Raw genomic sequence first — 20,195 nt, forward strand, 5'->3', positions numbered from 1 at the left:
CGGCCAGGTGACCGGTGGCTGTGGGTGTGTGCCTGGGCCTCCGTGCCCGCGGGTGTGGCTGTGTCCCCTGTGGTTGCCGCGGGTGGTCGGCCTCGACCGCCGCTTCTCGTGCGTCGTCCCTCTTCTCCTTTGTTCTCCGCCTGTCCTCACTTCCCTACCCTCCAGCTGCCAAGGACTCTTATGGATGCCATCTCCCTGGGCATCGGCGTGCTCGTCGCCGTTGTCCTGCTCATCGTCGTCGCCATCGCCTTCGTCATCACCCGGCTGTTCCGCAAGGTCGAGCAGGGCAAGGCGCTGATCATCTCCAAGACCAAGAAGGTCGACGTGACCTTCACCGGTGCCGTCGTCCTGCCCGTGCTCCACAAGTCCGAGACGATGGACATCTCGGTCAAGACCATCGAGATCCGCCGCGCCGGACGCGAAGGCCTCATCTGCCAGGACAACATCCGCGCCGACATCCAGATCACCTTCTTCGTCCGGGTCAACAAGACCGTCGAGGACGTCATCAAGGTCGCGCAGTCCATCGGTACGGCACGGGCCAGCGACAAGGTCGCCATCCAGGAGTTCTTCGCGGCGAAGTTCTCCGAGGCCCTCAAGACCGTGGGCAAGCAGCTCGACTTCGTCGACCTGTACACCAAGCGCGAGGAGTTCCGCGACCGGATCATCCGGGTCATCGGAACGGACCTGAACGGCTACCACCTCGACGACGCCGCGATCGACTTCCTCGAGCAGACCCCGATGTCGCAGCTCGACGGCGCCAACATCCTCGACGCCCAGGGCATCCGGAAGATCACCGAACTCACGGCGATCGAGCACGTGCGCACCAACGAGTTCCAGCGCACCGAGCAGAAGGAGATCACCCGGCAGGACGTCGACGCCCGCGAGACCATCCTGGAGCTGGAGCGCCGGCAGGCCGAGGCGGAGATCAAGCAGCGCCGCGAGGTCGAGGTGCTGCGGGCCCGCGAGGAGGCGGCCACCGCCCGGGTGCAGGAGGAGGAGCGGCTCGGTTCGCAGAGCGCCTTCATCAAGACCGAGGAGCAGCTCGGCATCCAGCGCGAGAACCAGGCGCGGGAGATCGCCGTCGCCCAGAAGAACCGCGAGCGCGTCATCGCCGTCGAGAGCGAGCGCATCGAGAAGGACCGGATGCTGGAGGTCATCGGGCGCGAGCGTGAGACCGAGCTGAACCGGATCGCCGCCACCAAGGAGGTCGAGGCCGAGCGCCGCGAGGTCGCCGACGTCATCCGGGAGCGGATCGCGGTGGACCGTACGGTCGCCGAGCAGGAGGAGTCGATCCTGACCCTGCGCGCCGTCGAGGATGCCGAGCGGTCCCGCAAGTCGGTCATCATCGCCGCCGAGGCGGAGGCCCAGGAGAAGCTGGTCAAGGACATCAAGGCGGCCGAGGCGGCGGAGGTGGCCTCCACGCATCTGGCGGCCGAACAGCTCACGCTCGCCGAGGCGCGGCTCAAGACCGCCGACCTCGACGCGCAGGCCAAGCTGCGGCTCGCCGAGGGCATCCAGGCCGAGACGGCCGCGCCCGGACTCGCCGCCGTACAGGTCCGCGACGCCGAGGCGGACGTCACCGAGAAGGCCGGTCTCGCGGAGGCCGAGGCCACGGCGGCCCGGCTCAAGGCCGAGGCCGAGGGCGCGCGGCTCAAGGCGCTCGCCACGGCGGAGGGCACGCAGGCCCAGGCTTCGGCGGACGCGGCGGTCATCGGCGAGAAGCTGAAGGCGGAGGCCGCGGGGCTCACGGAGAAGGCGGCCGCGATGGCGGCGCTGGACGAGGCGTCGCGCGGGCACGAGGAGTACCGCCTGCGGCTCGACGCGGAGAAGGAGATCCGGCTGGCCGGGCTCGAAGTGCAGCGGCAGGTCGCCGAGGCGCAGGCGACGGTCCTGGCGACCGGGCTGGAGAACGCCGACATCGACATCGTCGGCGGCGACTCGGTCTTCTTCGACCGGCTCGTCTCGTCGATCTCGCTCGGCAAGGCCGTGGACGGGTTCGTGGACAACTCGCAGACCGCGCAGGCGCTGGCCGGGCCGTGGCTGGACGGGTCGTCGTCGTTCACCGATGACCTCAGCCGGGTGCTGGGGTCGGTCTCCACGGGCGATGTGCAGAACCTGACGGTGTCGGCGCTGCTGATGCGGCTGATGGGGTCGTCAGGGGCGGCTTCGGGGCAGGTGGAGCAGCTGCTGGCGGCGGCGAAGGAGCTGGGGCTGGCGGATCTGCCGGTGTCTTCGGGCGGCGGTACGAAGGTTGCTCCCGCGGGTGATGTGGTGGCCCGGAACGGGGCCGGGGCGGTCGGGTAGTCCCCGCCCCCGCTTCCCGCGCCCGTCCGGTGTCCGAGGGCGGGATCCTTGGCCGGGGGCCGGGTGGGGTGCCCCACGGGGGTGGGCGCCTCACGGGCTGGGATCGCCCGGGCCCGGTCCCCACGCGGGGGGCGGGCCCACCGGGCCGAGGGTTCCGTCCTCAAACGCCGGACGGGCTGGGGGGAAGCCGGACGGGCCGGAGATGCCGGCCCAGCTGGAGATACGCCGGACCCGCCGGAGAAACGCCGGACCGCCGGAGATGTGCGGGACCGGCGGGAGATGTGCCGGGCCCGGCCGGAGATGGGCCGGGCCCGGCCGGGCGGGGTGCCCCACGGGGGTGGGCGCCCGGCCCGGCCGGAAATGACGAACACGTAGGGAGCCGTACGCATGGACAGCGACATCACCGCCACCGTCACCGCGCCACAGGGCAGGCAGGGCGGGGAAGGCGATGTGGACGCCGGTGCCTACGAAGTGCTGCGGCGGCGGCTCTCCGCGCAGGCCGGGGAGCTCGTGCGGCGGGCCGAGGCGCTCAACGTGCGGCGGACCGAGGAGTTCGGATCGACCGAGCTGCGGCTGCTGGCCACCGAGCAGGTGCGCACCGAGCACGCCTCTGTGCCCCGCGACCTCGTCGCCGTCGGCGGGCAGCTGCTCTTCGGCTTCGAGCGGGGGCCGGGTGCCCGGGGCGAGGCCGGGGTCGACGACGTACTCCTCGTACGGGACGCGGCCGCCACTGACGCGGCCCCGCGACCCGACACCACCCTCCTCGACGACGACTCCTTCCGCCGCGAGTTCGGATCCCTCCACCGCTACTTCCGCGACGCGCGCCTCCTGCGCCTCCGCCGCGTCAACGGCAAGCTCCTCGCCGTCTTCCGTACGGGCGCGGACGCCGAGGACATCCGGGTCCTGCGGTGGGCCCTGGGGGCGGACGGGTCACCGGGCGCGTTTCTGGACGCGCAGGGCGAGCGCGATCACGTCTTCCCGCCCTCCCACGACTTCGCGTGGACCGTCGCCGGGCGCGAGGCCCACGTCCCGGGACGCCATCCGCACATCGCCATCGGCAAGGGCGGCGGCCTCTTCGTCGACACGCTCGGCGGGACGCTCACCGTCAAGGTGACCGACGACACCGAGTCGCCGGACGGGATCTACGACGAGCCCGTCGACGAGCCGTTGCAGTCGCTGGCCGACGCGGACGTGGAGTACGCGGAGGTCGGGCCGCTGGTCCTGCTGCGCGTGCGGCCGTACAAGGAGCAGAGCTGGCGGCACCTCGTCTTCAACTCGCTGCTCTCCACCGTGCAGCGGCTCGACGGCATCGGTCCCGCCTGCCACCGGCTCCCCGAGGACCAGGGGATCATCTTCCCCGGCGGCTACTACCTCACCACCGGCACCGCGAAGACCTTCGACACAGCGGAGGAGCTCTCCGAGCCGGTCTTCGAGGGTGCGGTGCGCTCGCCCAACGGGGAGGACGTCCTGTACGTCTTCCGCTCCCGTGACGGTGTGCGGAGTCTCCTCCTTCCGTACAACCTGATCCGCCAGGAGGTCGCCACCCCGCTCACCGGGCGCGGGCACGCCCTCCTGGACGACGGCACGCTCGTCCTGCTCCGGGACAACCCGGACGGGCCGGCGCGCGTGCACCCGTTGCAGCGCTGGCAGACGCCGTACGTCTCCGACACCTACGCCGCCGCCCGCCCGGCCGGGACGGGGCCGCTCGCACGGACCGGCAACGCCGACCTCGTACGCGGGATCTCCGACTGCCTCGCGCTCGCCCACGGCGTACGGGACATGACGCCGACGACCGCCGTGTACGGGCAGCTCGCCGCCGACTGCGCGCGGGCCCAGGACCGGTACCACTGGCTGTCCGACCCCGAACTGGGGGCGCTCGCAGAGCCGTTGGAGGAGCTGCGGACCACCGCCCAGCAGGTGCTGGCCGAGTTCACCGCCGTACAGGAACTGACGCAGCGGGCCGCGGAGGCGCTGGAGGAGACCACCACCCGCATCACCGCACTCGTGCGGCGCGTACGCGGCGAGGTGCCGGGGTCGGCCGCCGCATGGGTGGAGCGGCTGACCGAGCTGCGTCAGGCGCACGGGCACTTGGCGACGATCAGCGAGATGCGGTACGCCGATGCCGGGCGGATCACGGAGCTGTCCGCCCGGACCGAGGACGACATCGGCTCCGCCGCTCAGCGGGCCGTGTCGTTCCTCGCCCGTAAGGACGCCTTCGACGGGTACCACGAGGACATCGCCGGGCTCGTCGAGGAGGCGGGAGCGCTCGCGACCGTACGTGACGCCTCCGCCGTGACCGACCGGCTGGCCGCGATGACGGACGGACTGGCCACCGTCACCGACGTGGTGGCCGGCCTTGAGATCGGCGACGCCACCGTGCGTACGTCGATCCTGGAGCGGATCGCGGAGGTGCTGGGCGGGGCCAACCGCGCCCGCGCCACGCTCGACGCGCGCCGGCGGGAGCTGCTGTCGAAGGAGGGGCGGGCCGAGTTCGCCGCCGAGTTCGCGCTGCTCGGGCAGGCGGTGACGGGGGCGCTGGCCGCCGCCGACTCGCCGGAGGCGTGTGACGACCAACTCGCTCGGTTGCTGCTCCAGTTGGAGAACCTGGAGTCGCGATTCGCGGAGTTCGACGACTTCCTCGCCGAGCTGGCCGAGCGCCGGAGTGAGGTGTACGACGCGTTCTCGGCCCGTAAGCAGACGCTCCAGGACGAGCGGGCGCGGCGGGCCGAGCGGCTGGCCGGGTCGGCGCAGCGGGTGCTGGAGACCATCGGCCGGCGCGTGGCCGCGCTCGCGGACCTGGACGCCGTCCACACGTACTTCGCCTCCGACCCGATGGTCGCCAAGGTCCGCCGGACCGCCGACGAGCTGCGCGAACTGGGCGATCCCGTACGGGCGGAGGAGCTGGACGGGCGGCTGAAGGCCGCCCGCCAGGAGGCCGGGCGGGCGCTGCGGGACCGCAGCGAGCTGTACGCGGACGGCGGGTCGGTCATCAAGCTGGGGCGGCACCGGTTCGCCGTCAACACCCAGCCGTTCGACCTGACGCTCGTGCCCTCCGGGGAGCGGCTCGCCTTCGCGCTGACCGGGACCGACTACCGTGCCCCGGTCACCGACCCGGCGTTCGAGGCGACCCGCCCGTACTGGGAGCAGCTGCTCCCCTCCGAATCGGCGGCCGTCTACCGGGGCGAGTACCTGGCGACCCGGCTCCTGGAGGAGCGGGGGGCCGAGCGTCTTGCCGCCATGGCCGATGACGAACTGGTTCTGCTCGTACGGGATTCGGCGGCCGAGGCGTACGACGAGGGGTACACCCGGGGCGTCCACGACGAGGACGCCACCGCCATCCTCCGCGCCCTGCTGCGCCTGCACGCGGACGCGGGGCTCCTGCGCCACGAGCCCGCCGTCCGGGCTGCCGCCCAGCTCTTCTGGGCGTACGGGACAAAGGAGGAGCTGCGGGTCTCGTGGACCCGGCGGGCCGCTTCCCTGGCACGCGCCCGCGACACCTTCGGGCTGGCCCCGGCCATCGCCGTGCTCCAGGAGGAGTGGGCTCTCGCCATCGGCGAGTTCGGGGACGCCGAGCGGGCCGGCGCCGTCGCCGCGTACCTCTTCGAGGAGCTGACCGTCGGGCCCGCCGGGTTCGTCGTGGGCGCCACGGTCCGCGCCTTCCTGGACGCCTTCCACCGGGCGGCGGGCCCCGACGCGTACGGCAACGACCTCGCCGCCCTCGGCGGTGACCTGGCCGCCCGGAAGCAGCTCGTGGAGGGCTGGCTCACCCCGTACGCGGAGGCCACCGGCGCCGCGGTCGGCCCCGGGGACCTGGCGGAGGCCGTGGCGGTGGAGCTCTGCCCGGAGCTGGAGCGGTACGGGTGCGACGCGCCGCTCACGGAGCGGGTCGAGGGCCTCCTCGGGGACCACCCGCGCATCGGGGGCGGCGGAGCCCTCACCGTACGGATCGATGAACTCCTGGCCCGCACCGGGGAGTTCCGTACACACACTGTCCCCGCCTTCCGTGCGTACCAGCGGCTGCGCACCTCCCTGGTGGCCGCCGAGCGCGGGCGGCTGCGGCTGGACGACCACCGGCCGCGCGTGATGTCGGCGTTCGTCCGCAACCGGCTGCTGGACGAGGTGTACCTGCCACTGATCGGCGACAGCCTCGCCAAGCAGCTCGGCACCGCCGACGCCGACCGGCGCACCGACTCGCAGGGCCTGCTCCTGCTCGTGTCCCCGCCCGGCTACGGCAAGACGACGCTCATGGAGTACGTCGCGGACCGGCTCGGGATGGTCCTCGTCAAGATCAGCGGGCCGAACCTGGGGCATGACGTGACGTCGCTCGACCCCGCCCAGGCGCCCAGCACCACCGCGCGGCAGGAGATCGAGAAGATCAACTTCGCACTGGAGGCGGGCAACAACACGCTCCTCTACCTCGACGACATCCAGCACACCTCTCCCGAGCTCCTCCAGAAGTTCATCCCGTTGTGCGACGCCACGCGCCGCGTCGAGGGCGTACGGGACGGCGAGCCGCGCAGCTACGACCTGCGGGGGAAGCGGTTCGCGGTCTGCATGGCGGGCAACCCGTACACCGAGTCCGGCGAGCAGTTCCGCATCCCGGACATGCTCGCGAACCGGGCCGACGTGTGGAACCTGGGCGAGGTGCTCAGCGGCCGGGACGACGTCTTCGCGCTGAGCTTCGTGGAGAACGCACTGACCGCCAACCCGGTCCTCGCCCCGCTCGCCGCCCGCTCGCGCGACGACCTGGCGCTGCTGGTGCGGCTGGCGGGCGGGAGCGACCCGGCTGCCCGCGCCGAGCACCTGGAACACCCGTATTCGGCGGCCGAGTTGAACGCCGTTCTCGCCGTGCTGCGCCACCTGCTCACCGCCCGGGACACCGTGCTCGCGGTGAACGCGGCGTACATCGCCTCCGCCGCCCAGACGGACGCGACCCGCACGGAGCCGCCGTTCCGGCTCCAGGGTTCGTACCGCAACATGAACAAGATCGCGGAGCGGATCGTGCCCGTCATGAACGGCGCCGAGCTCTCCTCCGTCGTCGACGACCACTACGCGGGCGAGGCCCAGACGCTCACCACGGGCGCCGAGGCCAACCTGCTGAAGCTGGCCGCCCTGCGCGGGACACTCACCGCCGAGCAGGCCGGGCGGTGGGCGGCGATCACCTCCTCGTACGTCCGTACACAAGCGCTCGGCGGGCCTGACGGCGACCCGATGACCCGGGCCGTGGCCGCGCTGGGGCTGCTCGCGGACCGGATCGCGGCGGTGGAGACGGCGATCCAGCGGGCGGCGGATCCGCGCCACCTGCTGACGGGTCCGGCGAGTCACCTGGGGACGGTGAACAGGCAGGGGGCGGCGGACCGACAGGGGGCAGCGAACCAACAGGGGAGCCTGAATCAGCCCCCCGGGGACCAGAACCGGCCAGAGCTTCAGAACCACCGTGCGAAGATCACAGACATTCCACACTGACCGGGAAGACCGAGCCGGAAGGATCACGGCATGCTGGGTTTCGTGCCCCCACTTCCTCAGCAGCCGGTACGTCCGCAACCGGGCCGTCCGCCGTCCACCGGCCACATGATCGTCTGCGGCGATGACGCGCTCGCGCGCCGGCTCGCCGTGGAGCTGCGCTTCGTCTACGGGGAACGGGTCACGCTGCTCCTGCCACCCGGCCGCGACGCCAACAGCCCCGAGACGCCGCTGACCCAGCGGGGGCGCGCGGCCGCTCTGTTCGGGCGGATGTCGGCGGCGATGAACCGCACCACCGCCACCGGGGGAGGCGGGGGCGGCAGCGACACCAACGCCGGGGTCGAGGCCGTCCGGATCATGGAGGCCCCCGAGCCCTCCGACGACGTACTGGAGGAGGCGGGCGTCGACCGGGCGGCAGCCCTCGCCCTCGTCTACGACGACGACGAGCGCAACATCCGCGCCGCCCTGACCGCCCGCCGCCTCAACCCCCGTCTGCGGCTGGTGATCCGGCTCTACAACCGCAAGCTCGGCCAGCACCTGGAGGAGCTGCTCGACCAGGCGGCGGCCGTCGCCATGCCCGGCATCGACCCGGCGCTGCTCGACGCCTCCACCACCGTCCTCTCCGACGCCGACACGGCCGCCCCCGCGCTCGCCGCCACCGCGCTCACCGGCAGCAGCAAGATCATCCAGGCCGAGGGGCTGCTCCTGCGCGCCGCCGAACGCCCGCCGCCGCGCCCCGGCGAGACCTCCGACCCCGGGCTGTGCACCCTCGCGCTGCTCTCCTCCACCACCAACGACCCTGCGGGGTCGGAGGGATCGGAGGGCAGTGGTGCCGAGGGCCCCCAGCTCCTGCCCGACGAGCAGACCGTGGCCGCCGCCGAAGGACGCGGGACCGTCGTCCTGGAGGCGATCAGCCGGGCCGATCCGGACCGGCCCGCGACCCGGATGGGGGGCAGGGGCGCGCCGCTCTCCCAGGTCTTCTCGCGCAGGCTGCGCTGGTCGGCCCTCGGCGTCGCGGTCGCCGCCGTCGCCCTGGTGGTCGCCTCGCTCCTGACCACCCAGGACACGGCGGCCCACTCGACCTACCTCACCCTGCTCGACCTGCTGGGCATGAACGACCCGGCGGAGGACGCACCGGCGGCCCGGCAGATCATCCAGCTCCTGTCCGGCATCGCCGGGCTTCTCCTGCTCCCGCTGCTGATCGCCGCCGTCCTGGAGGCGTTCGGCACCCTGCGCACCGCCTCCTCGCTGCGCCGCCCGCCGCGCGGTCTGTCGGGGCACGTGGTGCTGCTGGGGCTCGGCAAGATCGGTACGCGCGTCCTCGTACGCCTCCGCGAGCTCGACATCCCCGTGGTCGTCGTGGAGGAGGACCCCGAGGCGCGGGGCATCCCGCTGGCCCGCTCCATGCACGTGCCGACCGTCCTCGGCGACGTCACACAGGAAGGCGTCCTCGAAGCGGCCAAGATCCGCCGCGCCCACGCCCTCCTCGCCCTCACCAGCATCGACACGACGAACCTGGAAGCGACCCTGTACGCGCGGTCGGTGAAGCCGGACCTGAGGGTGGCGCTGCGGCTGTACGACGACGAGTTCGCCACCGCCGTCTACCGCACCCTGCGCACCGCGCACCCCCAGGCCCTGACCCGCTCCCGGTCCGTCTCCCACCTGGCCGCGCCCTCCTTCGCGGTCGCCATGATGGGCCGCCAGATCCTGGGTGCGGTCCCGGTCGAGCGGAAGGTCATGCTCTTCGCCGCCCTGGAGGTGGCGGGCCACCCGCAGCTGGAGGGCCGCACGGTGGAGGAGGCGTTCCAGGCGAGGTCGTGGCGGGTCCTGGCCATCGACGCGACCCCGCCCGCCGACCGCAACCCCGACCTCGCCGCGCTCCCCCCGTACCCCCCGGACGGCGGACCTCCGCCGCCCTCCGGCCTGGTCTGGGACCTGCCGCCCGGGTACGTGCTGCGCGCTCAGGACCGGGTGGTGATCGCAGCCACCCGGCGGGGTCTCGCGGAGCTCCTGCGGCGGCAGCGGACGGTGCTGCCGCGCCAGTGACGCATGGGGGCGGGCGGGCTCGTACGGCTACCGGAACGTGCCCATCGCCTCCCGCACCTCCTCCAGCGTGGCCTCCGCGAGCGCGTTCGCCCGCTCGTTGCCCGCGCGCAGGACGGACCGTACGTACGGGAGGTCCCTCGCGTACTCCGCCCGCCGGGCCCGGTAGGGCGCCAGGTGGCTGTTGACCGCGTCGGTCACCGTGCGCTTGAGCACGGCCGCCCCGCCGTCGCCGATCTCCGCCGCGACCTGGTGCGGGTCCCGCTCCAGGCAGAGGGCGGCCAGCAGGACGAGGGAGGAGACGCCGGGGCGGGTGCCGGGGTCGTAGGTGATGTGCCGGTCGGCGTCCGTGGTCGCGCCGCGGATCAGGCGGGCCGTCTCGTCGGCGGTGGCGCCGAGGGGGACGGAGTTGGCGCGGCTCTTGCTCATCTTGGTGCCGTCGGTGCCGAGGAGGAGGGGTGCGGCGGAGAGCAGGGCGTCGGGCTCCGGGAAGACGTTCCCGTACCGCTCGTTGAAGCGGCGGGCGATCGTCCGGCTGAGTTCGAGGTGGGGCAGCTGGTCCTGGCCGACGGGGACCACGCTGCCCTTGCAGGAGAGGATGTCGGCCGCCTGGTGGGCCGGGTAGGTGAGCATCAGCCCGCTCACCACCGACTGCCGGGAGTGCGCGATCTCGTCCTTGACCGTGGGATTGCGGCTCAGCTCCGCGACGGAGACGAGGCTGAGGAAGGGCAGCAGGAGCTGGTTGAGCGCGGGGACTGCGCTGTGGTTGAAGACGGTGGACCGGGCGGGGTCGATGCCGAGGGCCAGGTAGTCCAGGAGCAGCCCGTCGGTGTACTCCCCCAGCCGCTCGGCGGTGTCCCGGTCGGTGAGGACCTGGTAGTCGGGGATGAGGATCATGACGTCCACGCCGAGGTCCTGGAGTCGGACCCGGTTGCGCAGGGTGCCGAAGTAGTGGCCGAGGTGGAGGGGGCCGGTGGGGCGGTCGCCGGTGAGGACCCGGAAGCGGCCGGGGTCCTGGGCGATGTGGTGCTCCAGCTCGGCGCTGCGGTGCTCGGCGGGGGTGGTGGGGGGAGTGGGGGCGGTGGTGATGGTCATGGCCGGGTGTCTCCTCGCGGGTGGTGGAGTGCGTGGAGGACGGCCCGAGCGGCGGGGGCTGAGGGCTGCGGTGCCCCCGCGTTCCCGTACATCGCGCCTATGAGAAGGCAGCGAAAAGGGCCGTCCATGGGGAACGGCCCTGAGTTCCGTGCAGACAGACGCTGCGGCCGCTCCTTAGGAGGAGCGCCACCAGTTTCGGCACGGGACGGAGGTCATGCGGTCAGTGTATCCGCCATGGGCTGACGCGGCGGCTATTTGTCCGCGTGCCCGCCCACGTAGAAGAGGATCCAGATGAAGCCCGCGAAGAGGTGCGTCGCGAAGACGTAGACGAAGACGCGCAGGAACACCCCGCGCGCTTTCCACTCCTCGCTGCCGCTCTTCCGTTCGGTCACCGATCCAGCGTACGCGCGCCCGTAAGGGCCCCGGCCACGGGAACGCGACGTGTAAGGGCCCCGGCCACAGGAACGCGACTCGTGAGGGCCCCGGCCACGGGAACGCGACCTGTAAGGGCTCCGGCCACAGGAACGCGGCTCGTGAGCGGCCTGCCCAGCGGCGTGGAATAGGACGGAGAGGGGTCCCGTTGTAGGATGTAGTTCAACGTTCAACCAAATCGGTCAGGGTCTCCGGATCCCCGGCCGGGACTCAGGAAGGCGGACGCCATGCAGTTCGGGATCTTCACCGTCGGGGACGTCACGACCGACCCGACCACCGGCCGGACCCCCACCGAGAACGAGCGGATCAAGGCGACCCTGGCCATCGCGCAGAAGGTCGAAGAGGTCGGCCTGGACGTCTTCGCGACCGGCGAGCACCACAACCCGCCGTTCGTCCCGTCCTCCCCCACGACGACGCTCGGCTACATCGCCGCCCGCACCGAGAACCTGATCCTGTCCACGTCCACCACCCTGATCACCACCAACGACCCGGTGAAGATCGCCGAGGACTACGCCACCCTCCAGCACCTCGCCGACGGCCGCGTCGACCTGATGATGGGCCGGGGCAACACCGGGCCGGTCTACCCCTGGTTCGGCAAGGACATCCGCCAGGGCATCCCGATGGCCATCGAGAACTACGCCCTGCTGCACCAGCTGTGGCGCGAGGACGTCGTGGACTGGGAGGGCAAGTTCCGTACGCCGCTCCAGTCCTTCACCGCGACCCCGCGCCCGCTGGACGGCGTCCCGCCGTTCGTCTGGCACGGCTCCATCCGCTCCCCGGAGATCGCCGAGCAAGCCGCTTATTACGGCGACGGGTTCTTCCACAACAACATCTTCTGGCCCATGGAGCACACCAAGAAAATGGTCTCCCTCTATAGGCGCCGTTACGCCCACTACGGTCACGGCACGGCCGAACAGGCCATCGTCGGGCTCGGCGGCCAGGTGTTCATGCGGAAGAACTCCCAGGACGCGGTACGGGAGTTCCGCCCGTACTTCGACAACGCGCCGGTCTACGGCCACGGCCCGTCCCTGGAGGACTTCACCCGCGAGACCCCGCTGACCGTGGGTTCCCCGCAGGAGGTCATCGAGCGGACGCTGACGTTCCGGGACGCGGTGGGCGACTACCAGCGGCAGCTGTTCCTGATGGACCACGCGGGGCTCCCGCTGAAGACGGTCCTGGAGCAGCTCGACATCCTCGGCGAGGAGGTCGTGCCCGTGCTGCGCAAGGAGTTCGCCAACCTGCGGCCGGCCGGTGTGCCGGAATCCGCGCCCGCCCACCCGGCGGTCGTCGCCGCCCGTGCCACTGCCACCGGAAAGGGGGCTTGACCTCCATGTTCGCCACCACCCCCGTGCGCATCGTGGCCGTCTCGGCCGGACTCGGCCAACCGTCCTCCACCCGACTGCTGGCCGACCGGCTGGCCGTCGCCACCCGCGAGCGCCTCACGGCCGAGCAGGACCGGGACATCGAGGTCCAGGTCGTCGAGCTCCGCGATCTCGCCGTGGACATCGCCCACCACCTGCTCAGCGGCTTCCCCTCGGCCACGCTGCGGGAGGCGATCGACGCGGTGACGGAGGCGGATGGGCTGATCGCCGTGACGCCGGTGTTCACCGCCTCGTACAGCGGTCTGTTCAAGTCGTTCTTCGACCTGATCGACAACACCGCGCTGACCGGCAAGCCCGTCGTGATCGCCGCGACGGGCGGTACGGCCCGCCACTCGCTGGTCCTGGAGCACGCGCTGCGCCCGCTCTTCGCCTACCTGCGGGCCGTCACCGTACCGACCTCCGTCTACGCCGCGTCCGAGGACTGGGGCTCCTCCGGTGACGAGTACACCGAGGGCCTGCCGTCCCGGATCCGGCGGGCCGGCGGCGAGCTGGCCTCGGCGGTGCTGGGCCGCACGGTCTCCGGGGCCTCCCGGGTACCGGGCCTGGACGACGGGGAGGACGCGGTCGTCCCCTTCGAGCAGCAGCTCGCCGACCTGCGGCTGGACTGAGCCGACCGGCCCTCTCCGTCCGACCGGCTCTATTGTCCGGTTTGACTACAGTGAGACCGGATGCTGTAACGCATCTGTTCCGAGCTGGACCGAGCTGGAGGCAGATATGGGCAGGATCGTCGTGGGTGTGGACGGGTCCGATCCCTCGATCAAGGCACTGCACTGGGCCGTACGCCAGGCCGAGCTGACCGGTGACACCGTGGAGGCCGTGAACAGCTGGGAGTACCCCGCGACCAGCTGGGCCTCGATGATGCCGGGCCTGCCGGCGGACTTCGACCCGCAGGAGCTGGCCACCGTCTCCCTCAACGAGGCACTGGAGGAGGCCCTCGGCGCCGAAGGAGCGGCCGCGGTCAGCAAGATCGTGGTCATCGGCAACCCCGCCCAGTCCCTGCTGGACCGGGCCAGGGGCGCCAACCTGCTCGTCGTGGGCGCCCGTGGCCGCAGCGGCCTCAAGGCGACGCTGCTCGGCTCGGTCAGCCTCCACGTCACGCAGCACGCGCCGTGCCCGGTGACGGTGGTGCGCGACTGAGGGGCTCCCACTCCCGTCGCTCCGCCCGTGACCCCCTCCGGCCCGGCCGGAGGGGGTCACGGGCCTGGCCGGAGGAGGTCACCGGCCTGGCCCCGCAAAAGGGGGAGCCGTTGTCAGTGGGTCCTCCTATCGTGTGGTCATGACCCCTGCTCTGTTCGGGCGCGACCATCCCGCAGGCATCCTCCGCTCGGAGATCGTCCGGGCCGCGGAGAGCCACGGCGGGCTCGCGCTGGTCACGGGCGAGGCCGGGATCGGGAAGACCGCCCTCGTCACCGATGCCGCGCACGAGGCGCGTCGACACGGGGCGCTGGTGGTCGGCGGCTCCTGCTGGGACTCCGACAGCACCCCCGGCTACTGGCCCTGGGTGCAGGTGCTGCGTGGCCTGCGCCGCTCCGCCACGGCGGCGGAGTGGGCGGCGGCCCAGGAGGCGGCGGACGGGCGGCTCGGTGTCCTCCTGGGGGACACGGCGGGCGACGGAGTCCCGGGTACGGGACCGGATACGGGTGATGCGGACGGCGGCGGGGCCACTGGTGCGGCCGGTGCCTCGTCGGACGGCCCGGAGGCCTTCGGGCTGTACGACGCGGTGACCACGGCCCTCGTCACCCTCTCCCAGAGCCGCCCGCTCGTGGTGGTCCTGGACGACCTCCACAGCGCCGACCCGGCCTCGCTCCGCCTGCTCGAATTCGCCGCCCAGCACGCCTGGTTCGAGCGCCTCCTGCTCATCGGCACCTACCGGGACGTCGAGGTGGAGGCCCCCGGCCACCCGCTCCAGCAGCTGATCCTGCCCCTCGTCTCGCGCGCCTCCGCCACCCTCACGCTGACGGGCCTGGGCCGCGACGAGGTGGGGGCGCTGATGGCCGTGACGACGGGCCGCGAGCCCGATCGGCACCTGGTCGACGAGGTCCAGCGGCGCACCGGCGGCAACCCGTTCTTCGTCGAGCAGACGGCTCGGCTCTGGCGCAGCGGCAGCCCCGTATCCACCATCCCGCCCGGAGTGCGGGAGGCGGTCCGGCAGCGGCTGAGCCTGCTGCCGGACGCCGTCGTCTCCCTGCTGACCGCCGCCGCCGTGCTCGGCCGGGAGTTCCGCCGGCAGGTGCTGGCCGTGGTGCACGGCTCCCCGGTCCCCCAAGTGGAGCGGCTGCTGGAGTCGGCGGTCATCGCCCGGGTCGTCGTCCCGCGCCCCTCCGGCAATTACGCCTTCGCCCACGACCTGCTCCGCGAGACGCTGTACGCCTCCCTCGGTGACGCGGACGCCCGCCGCCGCCACGCCGCCGCCGTACGGGCGCTGGACGCGCACGGCGGACTCGACGACGCGGTGCGGCCCGGGGACCTCGCCCGCCACGCCCACCTCGCCGGGGGTGAGCTGGAGCGGGACCGCCGGATCGACCTGCTGCTCGCCGCCGCCCGGGACGCCTCGGGGCGCCTCGCCGACGAGGAGGCCATCGGCCACTACCGCCGGGCCCTCGCACTGGCGTCGGGTGAGCCCGGCCCGGCGGCGGGCGGTACGCCGGGCGTGGGGGCGCTGGAGGACGGGCCTCCGCCCGACCTCCGCCGGACCGCGCTCATCTCCCTCGACCTGGGCGAACAACTGCGGCACGCCGGGGAGAGTGCCGAGGGGGACCGTCTGCTTGACCGGGCGGTCGGCCTGGCACGGAAGCTGGACGAGCCCGAGCTGCTGGCCCGGGTGGCGATCACCCTGTACCGCCGGGGCACGCTGGGCGGCGGCGGCGCGTTCATGGTGACGTTCCTGGGCGAGGCCCACCGCAAGGTCACCGGCAAGGACGGGCAGGACAGCCTCTCCGCCGACCGGCTCGCGCAGGAGCTGGCCATCCACATCATGGCCCTGGCCCGCGACGGCTCGGACGACGAGGCCCTCGCCTTCTCCCTCTGGGCCCGCCACGACTCCGTATGGGGCCTCGGTTCGGCGGTGGAGCGGCTCGGGCTGACCGACGAGATGGCTCTCGTCGGCCGGCGCACCCAGAACCTGGACATGGAGCTGCACGCCACCTCCATGCGGTGGGTCGCCCTGCTGGAGCTCGGCGACCCGGCCTTCATCGACCAGTACCGCACGTTCATCCGGGCCGCCGAGCGCTCGGAGCTCCCCCGGTTCGCCCTGGCCATCGCCGTCGACGGCAGCCTGATCGCCTCCCTCCAGGGCCGGTTCACCGAGGCGGCCGACGCCCTGCGGGACGAGGCCCTCGGCCTGGAGGGCGTCGACCACGAGGCCTTCGGCTTCATGGGGCGCCATCTGCAGTGGTCGCTGCACCTGCTCCGGGGCCACTTCGCGGAGGCCGAGAAGGTCCTCGCCGCGCTGCCGGGCGCCCGGTACCCCTACCCCGGGCTGCTGGAGTCGCTCACCGCGGTGGAGCAGGGCGACGCGGCACCGGCCCTCCGTCTGATCGCCGAGCAGTCGGACCGCCCGGCCCCCTATCCGCGGGCGTTCATGCCGCTCTGGCTCCGGCTGCTGGCCCAGACGGCCGCGACCACCGGCGACCGGCGTCTCATCACCCGCGCCGAGGATGAGCTCACCCCCTACACGGGCCAGTGGGTCGTCTCGCTGTACGGGTGCGACATCGGCGGCCCCGTCGACCTCTGGCTCGGGATGCTCGCCGCCGCCCGCGACGACCGGGACGCGGCGGTGGCCACGCTCACCGAGGCCGCAGCCTCGGCGGACCGCCTCGGCGCCCGCCCCTGGGCCGTACGCGCCCGGCTGCACCTGGCCCGTTCCCTCCTCGCCCGCGCAGAGCCGGGTGACGCCGGCCGGGCCCGCGCGCTGCTGGCCGAAGTGGAGCGGGAGGCAGGCGAGTTGGGCCTGCGCCACCTGGCCTCCGAAGGTCCCGCCCTCCGCGCACTCCCACCGGCCGCCGACCACGGGACCGCGGCCCCCAGCCCCGGTTCCGCCCCGGGTCCGGCCGCCGCCGAGTTCCGCCGCGACGGCTCCGTATGGCAGCTGCGCTGGGACGGGCGGACCGTGCACGTCCCCGATGCCAAGGGGCTGCGGGATCTGCACAGCCTGCTGGGGCTCCCCGGTGCCGACGTCCCGGCCGTGCAGCTGCTCGCCCCCGAGGGCGGCGCCGTCGTGGCCGCCGCCGGCCGGCTGGGTGGCGACCCGGTGCTCGACGAGGAGGGCAAGCGCCGGTACAAGGAGCACCTGGCCCGGCTGGACGCCGAGATAGACCGCGCCGCGGCACGGGACGACTCCCGGCAGGTGGAGGCGTACGACCGGGAGCGGCAGGCCCTCCTCGACCAGCTGCGCACCGCGGCAGGGCTCGGTGGCCGGAGCCGCCGCCTGGGCGACGAGACCGAGCGGGCCCGCAAAACGGTCACCGCCCGGATCCGCGACACCCTGCGCAAGCTGGAGTGCCTGCACCCCGAGCTGGCGGCACACCTGCGCGAGTCCGTGACCACGGGAACCACCTGCGCCTACCGCCCCGGCCACGCCCCGGACTGGCGCCTGTGACCCCGACCGACGTCTGTGCCCCGGGCCATCGTCTGTGACGCCGGCCGACGTCTGTGACCCCGGCCGACGCCCGCGACCCCGGCGCCGATGCGGCGCCGGGGTCACAGAGATCATCTCCTCATCGGCCGCTTCAGGACGGTCACTTCCGGTTGTAGAGCCGCATCGTCACGACACCGAACACCGCCATGATCGCTCCGGCCCACCCCAGCGACCAGGCGATATCGGATGCGGGCCAATTGCCCGCCATCAGCTCGCGTACCGCCGTGGCCAGGTGGGTGATCGGGCTGTTGTTCACGAAGGCCTGCAGCCAGCCCGGCATCGTCTTCGGGTCGACGAAGACGTTGCTGAGGAAGGTGAGCGGGAAGATCACCATCATGCTGACGCCCATCACGGACTTCTCGGTGCGCAGCAGCAGCCCGAACATGGTCCAGATCCACGAGAACGCGAACGCGAAGACCAGCAGCAGGGCCACCCCCGCCAGCATCCCGAGCACCCCGCCGTCCGGACGGAAGCCGATGATCATGCCGACGGTGAGCATCACCACCGAGGCCAGTACATAGCGCAGGACGTCGCCGAGCAGATAGCCGACCATCGGAGCGGGCCGCCAGATCGGCAGCGTACGGAACCGGTCGAAGACACCCTTGGTGATGTCGGTGTTGACCGAGACACCCGTGTACATCGTGATCATCACGATGCTCATCACCAGGATGCCGGGCAGCAGGAACTGGATGTACTCCTGCGTGGAGCCGGCCAGCGCGCCTCCGAAGAGGTACGTGTACATCAGGACCAGCATGATCGGGAAAGCCGTCACATCGAACAGCTGATCCGGCACATGCTTGATCTTCAGCATGGCGCGCCAGCCGAAGGTGAGGGAGGCCGAGAGCGCGCTGGGCCTCGGCGGCCGGTCCAGGCCGACCAGGAGAGCCGAGAGGCGCTCCTGGTCCGGCGCGGCGAGCGCGACGTCCTCGAGCTCCGTCTTGGTGGTCGCGGTGCTCATGCCGCCACTCCCTTCTTGTCCGTGAGGGCGAGGAAGACCTCGTCGAGGCTGGGCTGTCCCAGCGAGAAGTTGTCGACCGTGATGCCGGACCGGGCCAGCTCGGCCAGGGCTCGTGCCGCCTGTTCCGCCGCGCCCCGGTCGGAGCCGTGCGCGTCGACCCGGGCGGTCAGCGCCACCGGGTCCGCGTCCAGCTGGACCGTGGCGTCGAGCTCCAGCGACAGCACCCGCTCGGCCTCGGGGCGCTGGGCGGCGTCGCGCAGCCGCAGGTGGACGGTGCCGGAGCCGACGGAGGCCTTGAGCTCGCCCTTGGTGCCCTCGGCGATCACGCGGCCGTGGTCGATCACCGCGATCCGGGAGGCCAGCTGGTCGGCCTCGTCCAGATACTGCGTGGTCAGCAGGACTGTGGTGCCGTGCGCGACGACCGCGCGCACGATGTCCCAGACCTGGTTGCGGCTGCGCGGGTCGAGTCCGGTGGTCGGCTCGTCCAGGAAGAGCAGGTCGGGGGTGTTGAGGATGGACGCGGCGATGTCGATGCGGCGCCGCATGCCTCCCGAGTAGTTCTTCACCTGCTTGCCGGCCGCCTCGGTCAGCCCGAAGCCTTCGAGCAGCTGGGCCGTCCGGTCGCGGGCCGCCCGCTTGGAGTGCCCGAGGAGGCGGGCGAGCAGGATGAGGTTCTCGTTGCCGGTCAGGTCCTCGTCCACCGAGGCGTACTGCCCGGTGAGACTGACCCGGCTGCGGACCGCGTCGGCTTCGTTCACCACATCCTTGCCGAACACCCGGGCCGTTCCGCCGTCCGGGCGCAGCAGCGTCGCGAGCATCCGTACGGTGGTGGTCTTCCCGGCACCGTTGGGTCCGAGGACCCCGTAGACGGTGCCGGTCGGGACCGCGAGGTCGACGCCGTCAACCGCGCGGTTCTCACCGAAGACCTTCACCAGCCCCGTGGTCTCGATGGCCAGTTCAGTGCTCATGAATCCATTCCTTGTGCGTCGTCGTCGAAGTCCGGGGGCGGGCGTGGGGGTGAGCGGGAAGTGCCGCGTCAGGAGACGTAGGGGCGGGCCGCCCGCGCCTCGCGCAGGGCCCAGCCCCACCAACCGAGCTGGTCGAGCATCAGCCGCACCGCCCGGTCCCGCGCGCAGGCTCCGGCGCGGTCCTCCAGCGGCGTGTGCAGGAAGTCGAGGGCGACCCCGTTGCGCAGGGTGACCGTGTGCAGCTCCGTGAAGACGGAGCGCAGCTGTTCCACCGCGTACAGCCCGGACGAGCCGTGGCCGTAGCTCACGAAGCCGACCGGCTTGGTCTGCCACTCGTCGTACGCGAAGTCGATGGCCTGCTTGAGGGAGGCCGGGAAGGAGCGGTTGTACTCCGGGGTGACCACGACGAAGGCCTCGGCCCTCCCGATCGCCCCGGCGAACTCCGTCATCTGCTCCGTCGCCCGCTCCGGGTAGTGCACGGGGAAGTCGAACTCAGCGAGGTCCAGCACGACGAGGTCGAGCTCGCCCCGTACGCGAGCCCGCTCCACGAACCAGCGGCCGACCGCGTCGCCGATACGCCCTTCGCGCGTGCTGCCGATGATCACAGCTACCCGCAGCGGGTCCTCGCTGTCCCCGGTGTCCCCGGTGTCCCCGGTGTCCCCGGTGTCCCCGGTGTCCCCGGTGTCCCCGGTGTCCCCGGTGTCCCCGGTGTCCCCGGTGTTCCCGGTGTTCCTGCCGTCGTCCGTCATCGCTCGCTCCTCCTTCCGCTTCCTTCCGGCTCCCTCACTCCTTGGGCGCCAGACGCCGCGGGCGCGGCCGCCACGCCGATGAGACCGGTGAGCCAGGCGATCATGCCGAGGCCCATGAGCAGCGCGACCGTCGCGTACGTGTCGTCGCCGGGCCGGACGCTCGCC

The 20,195-nt window shown here is 72.4% G+C and carries 12 protein-coding genes; 7 read left to right on the top strand and 5 right to left on the bottom strand.

The window, feature by feature from the left end; translation table 11 throughout:
• Positions 1-180 precede the first annotated feature (180 nt).
• The 3 genes from ABZ154_RS25395 to ABZ154_RS25405 all read left to right on the top strand — a co-directional run bounded on the left by ABZ154_RS25395 (position 181) and on the right by ABZ154_RS25405 (position 9,813).
• On the top strand, positions 181-2,304 hold the full coding sequence (locus ABZ154_RS25395) for a flotillin family protein (protein WP_356836247.1): 2,124 nt from the start codon (positions 181-183) through the stop codon (positions 2,302-2,304).
• Between the two features lie 387 nt (positions 2,305-2,691).
• Positions 2,692-7,770, top strand: a complete 5,079-nt coding sequence (locus tag ABZ154_RS25400; RefSeq protein ID WP_356836249.1) for a DNA repair ATPase — start codon at positions 2,692-2,694, stop codon at positions 7,768-7,770.
• A gap of 30 nt (positions 7,771-7,800) precedes the next feature.
• Complete coding sequence (locus ABZ154_RS25405) at positions 7,801-9,813, top strand: NAD-binding protein (RefSeq protein WP_356836251.1); 2,013 nt, start codon at positions 7,801-7,803, stop codon at positions 9,811-9,813.
• 27 nt (positions 9,814-9,840) lie between these two features.
• Here ABZ154_RS25405 and trpS read toward each other — a convergent pair whose 3' ends face one another.
• Together trpS and ABZ154_RS25415 are read right to left on the bottom strand one after the other, a co-directional pair.
• Positions 9,841-10,905: a tryptophan--tRNA ligase gene (gene trpS / locus ABZ154_RS25410; protein ID WP_356836253.1), complete on the bottom strand. Its 1,065-nt coding sequence runs from the start codon at positions 10,903-10,905 to the stop codon at positions 9,841-9,843.
• Between the two features lie 251 nt (positions 10,906-11,156).
• Positions 11,157-11,297 (bottom strand): DUF6126 family protein, encoded by a 141-nt coding sequence (locus tag ABZ154_RS25415; RefSeq protein ID WP_356836255.1) that lies wholly within the window; start codon positions 11,295-11,297, stop codon positions 11,157-11,159.
• 267 nt (positions 11,298-11,564) lie between these two features.
• Between ABZ154_RS25415 and ABZ154_RS25420 the strand changes: the two genes are divergently transcribed.
• The 4 genes from ABZ154_RS25420 (at position 11,565) to ABZ154_RS25435 (ending at position 17,316) form a co-directional block, all read left to right on the top strand.
• Positions 11,565-12,662, top strand: a complete 1,098-nt coding sequence (locus tag ABZ154_RS25420) for an LLM class flavin-dependent oxidoreductase (RefSeq protein ID WP_356836257.1) — start codon at positions 11,565-11,567, stop codon at positions 12,660-12,662.
• Between the two features lie 5 nt (positions 12,663-12,667).
• Positions 12,668-13,327: an FMN reductase gene (locus tag ABZ154_RS25425; RefSeq protein ID WP_356836258.1), complete on the top strand. Its 660-nt coding sequence runs from the start codon at positions 12,668-12,670 to the stop codon at positions 13,325-13,327.
• 106 nt (positions 13,328-13,433) lie between these two features.
• Positions 13,434-13,856 (top strand): universal stress protein, encoded by a 423-nt coding sequence (locus ABZ154_RS25430; protein WP_356836260.1) that lies wholly within the window; start codon positions 13,434-13,436, stop codon positions 13,854-13,856.
• Positions 13,857-13,995: 139 nt separating this feature from the next.
• The gene (locus tag ABZ154_RS25435) at positions 13,996-17,316 is read left to right on the top strand and encodes an AAA family ATPase (RefSeq protein ID WP_356836262.1); all 3,321 of its coding nucleotides are present in this window, start codon (positions 13,996-13,998) and stop codon (positions 17,314-17,316) included.
• Positions 17,317-17,455: 139 nt separating this feature from the next.
• On the opposite strand, the gene ABZ154_RS25440 is transcribed toward ABZ154_RS25435, so the two are convergent.
• The 3 genes from ABZ154_RS25440 to ABZ154_RS25450 form a co-directional block, all read right to left on the bottom strand.
• Positions 17,456-18,313 carry an ABC transporter permease gene (locus ABZ154_RS25440; RefSeq protein ID WP_356836264.1) on the bottom strand — a complete coding sequence of 286 codons (858 nt, stop codon included), beginning with the start codon at positions 18,311-18,313 and terminating at the stop codon, positions 17,456-17,458.
• Positions 18,310-19,281: an ATP-binding cassette domain-containing protein gene (locus ABZ154_RS25445; protein WP_356836266.1), complete on the bottom strand. Its 972-nt coding sequence runs from the start codon at positions 19,279-19,281 to the stop codon at positions 18,310-18,312. Before ABZ154_RS25445 ends, ABZ154_RS25440 begins: the two co-directional genes overlap by 4 nt.
• A gap of 68 nt (positions 19,282-19,349) precedes the next feature.
• The gene (locus ABZ154_RS25450) at positions 19,350-20,030 is read right to left on the bottom strand and encodes an NAD(P)H-dependent oxidoreductase (RefSeq protein WP_356836268.1); all 681 of its coding nucleotides are present in this window, start codon (positions 20,028-20,030) and stop codon (positions 19,350-19,352) included.
• Positions 20,031-20,195: the final 165 nt, after the last annotated feature.

The organism is Streptomyces sp. NPDC006261 (assembly GCF_040613515.1).
GTDB lineage: Bacteria > Actinomycetota > Actinomycetes > Streptomycetales > Streptomycetaceae > Streptomyces.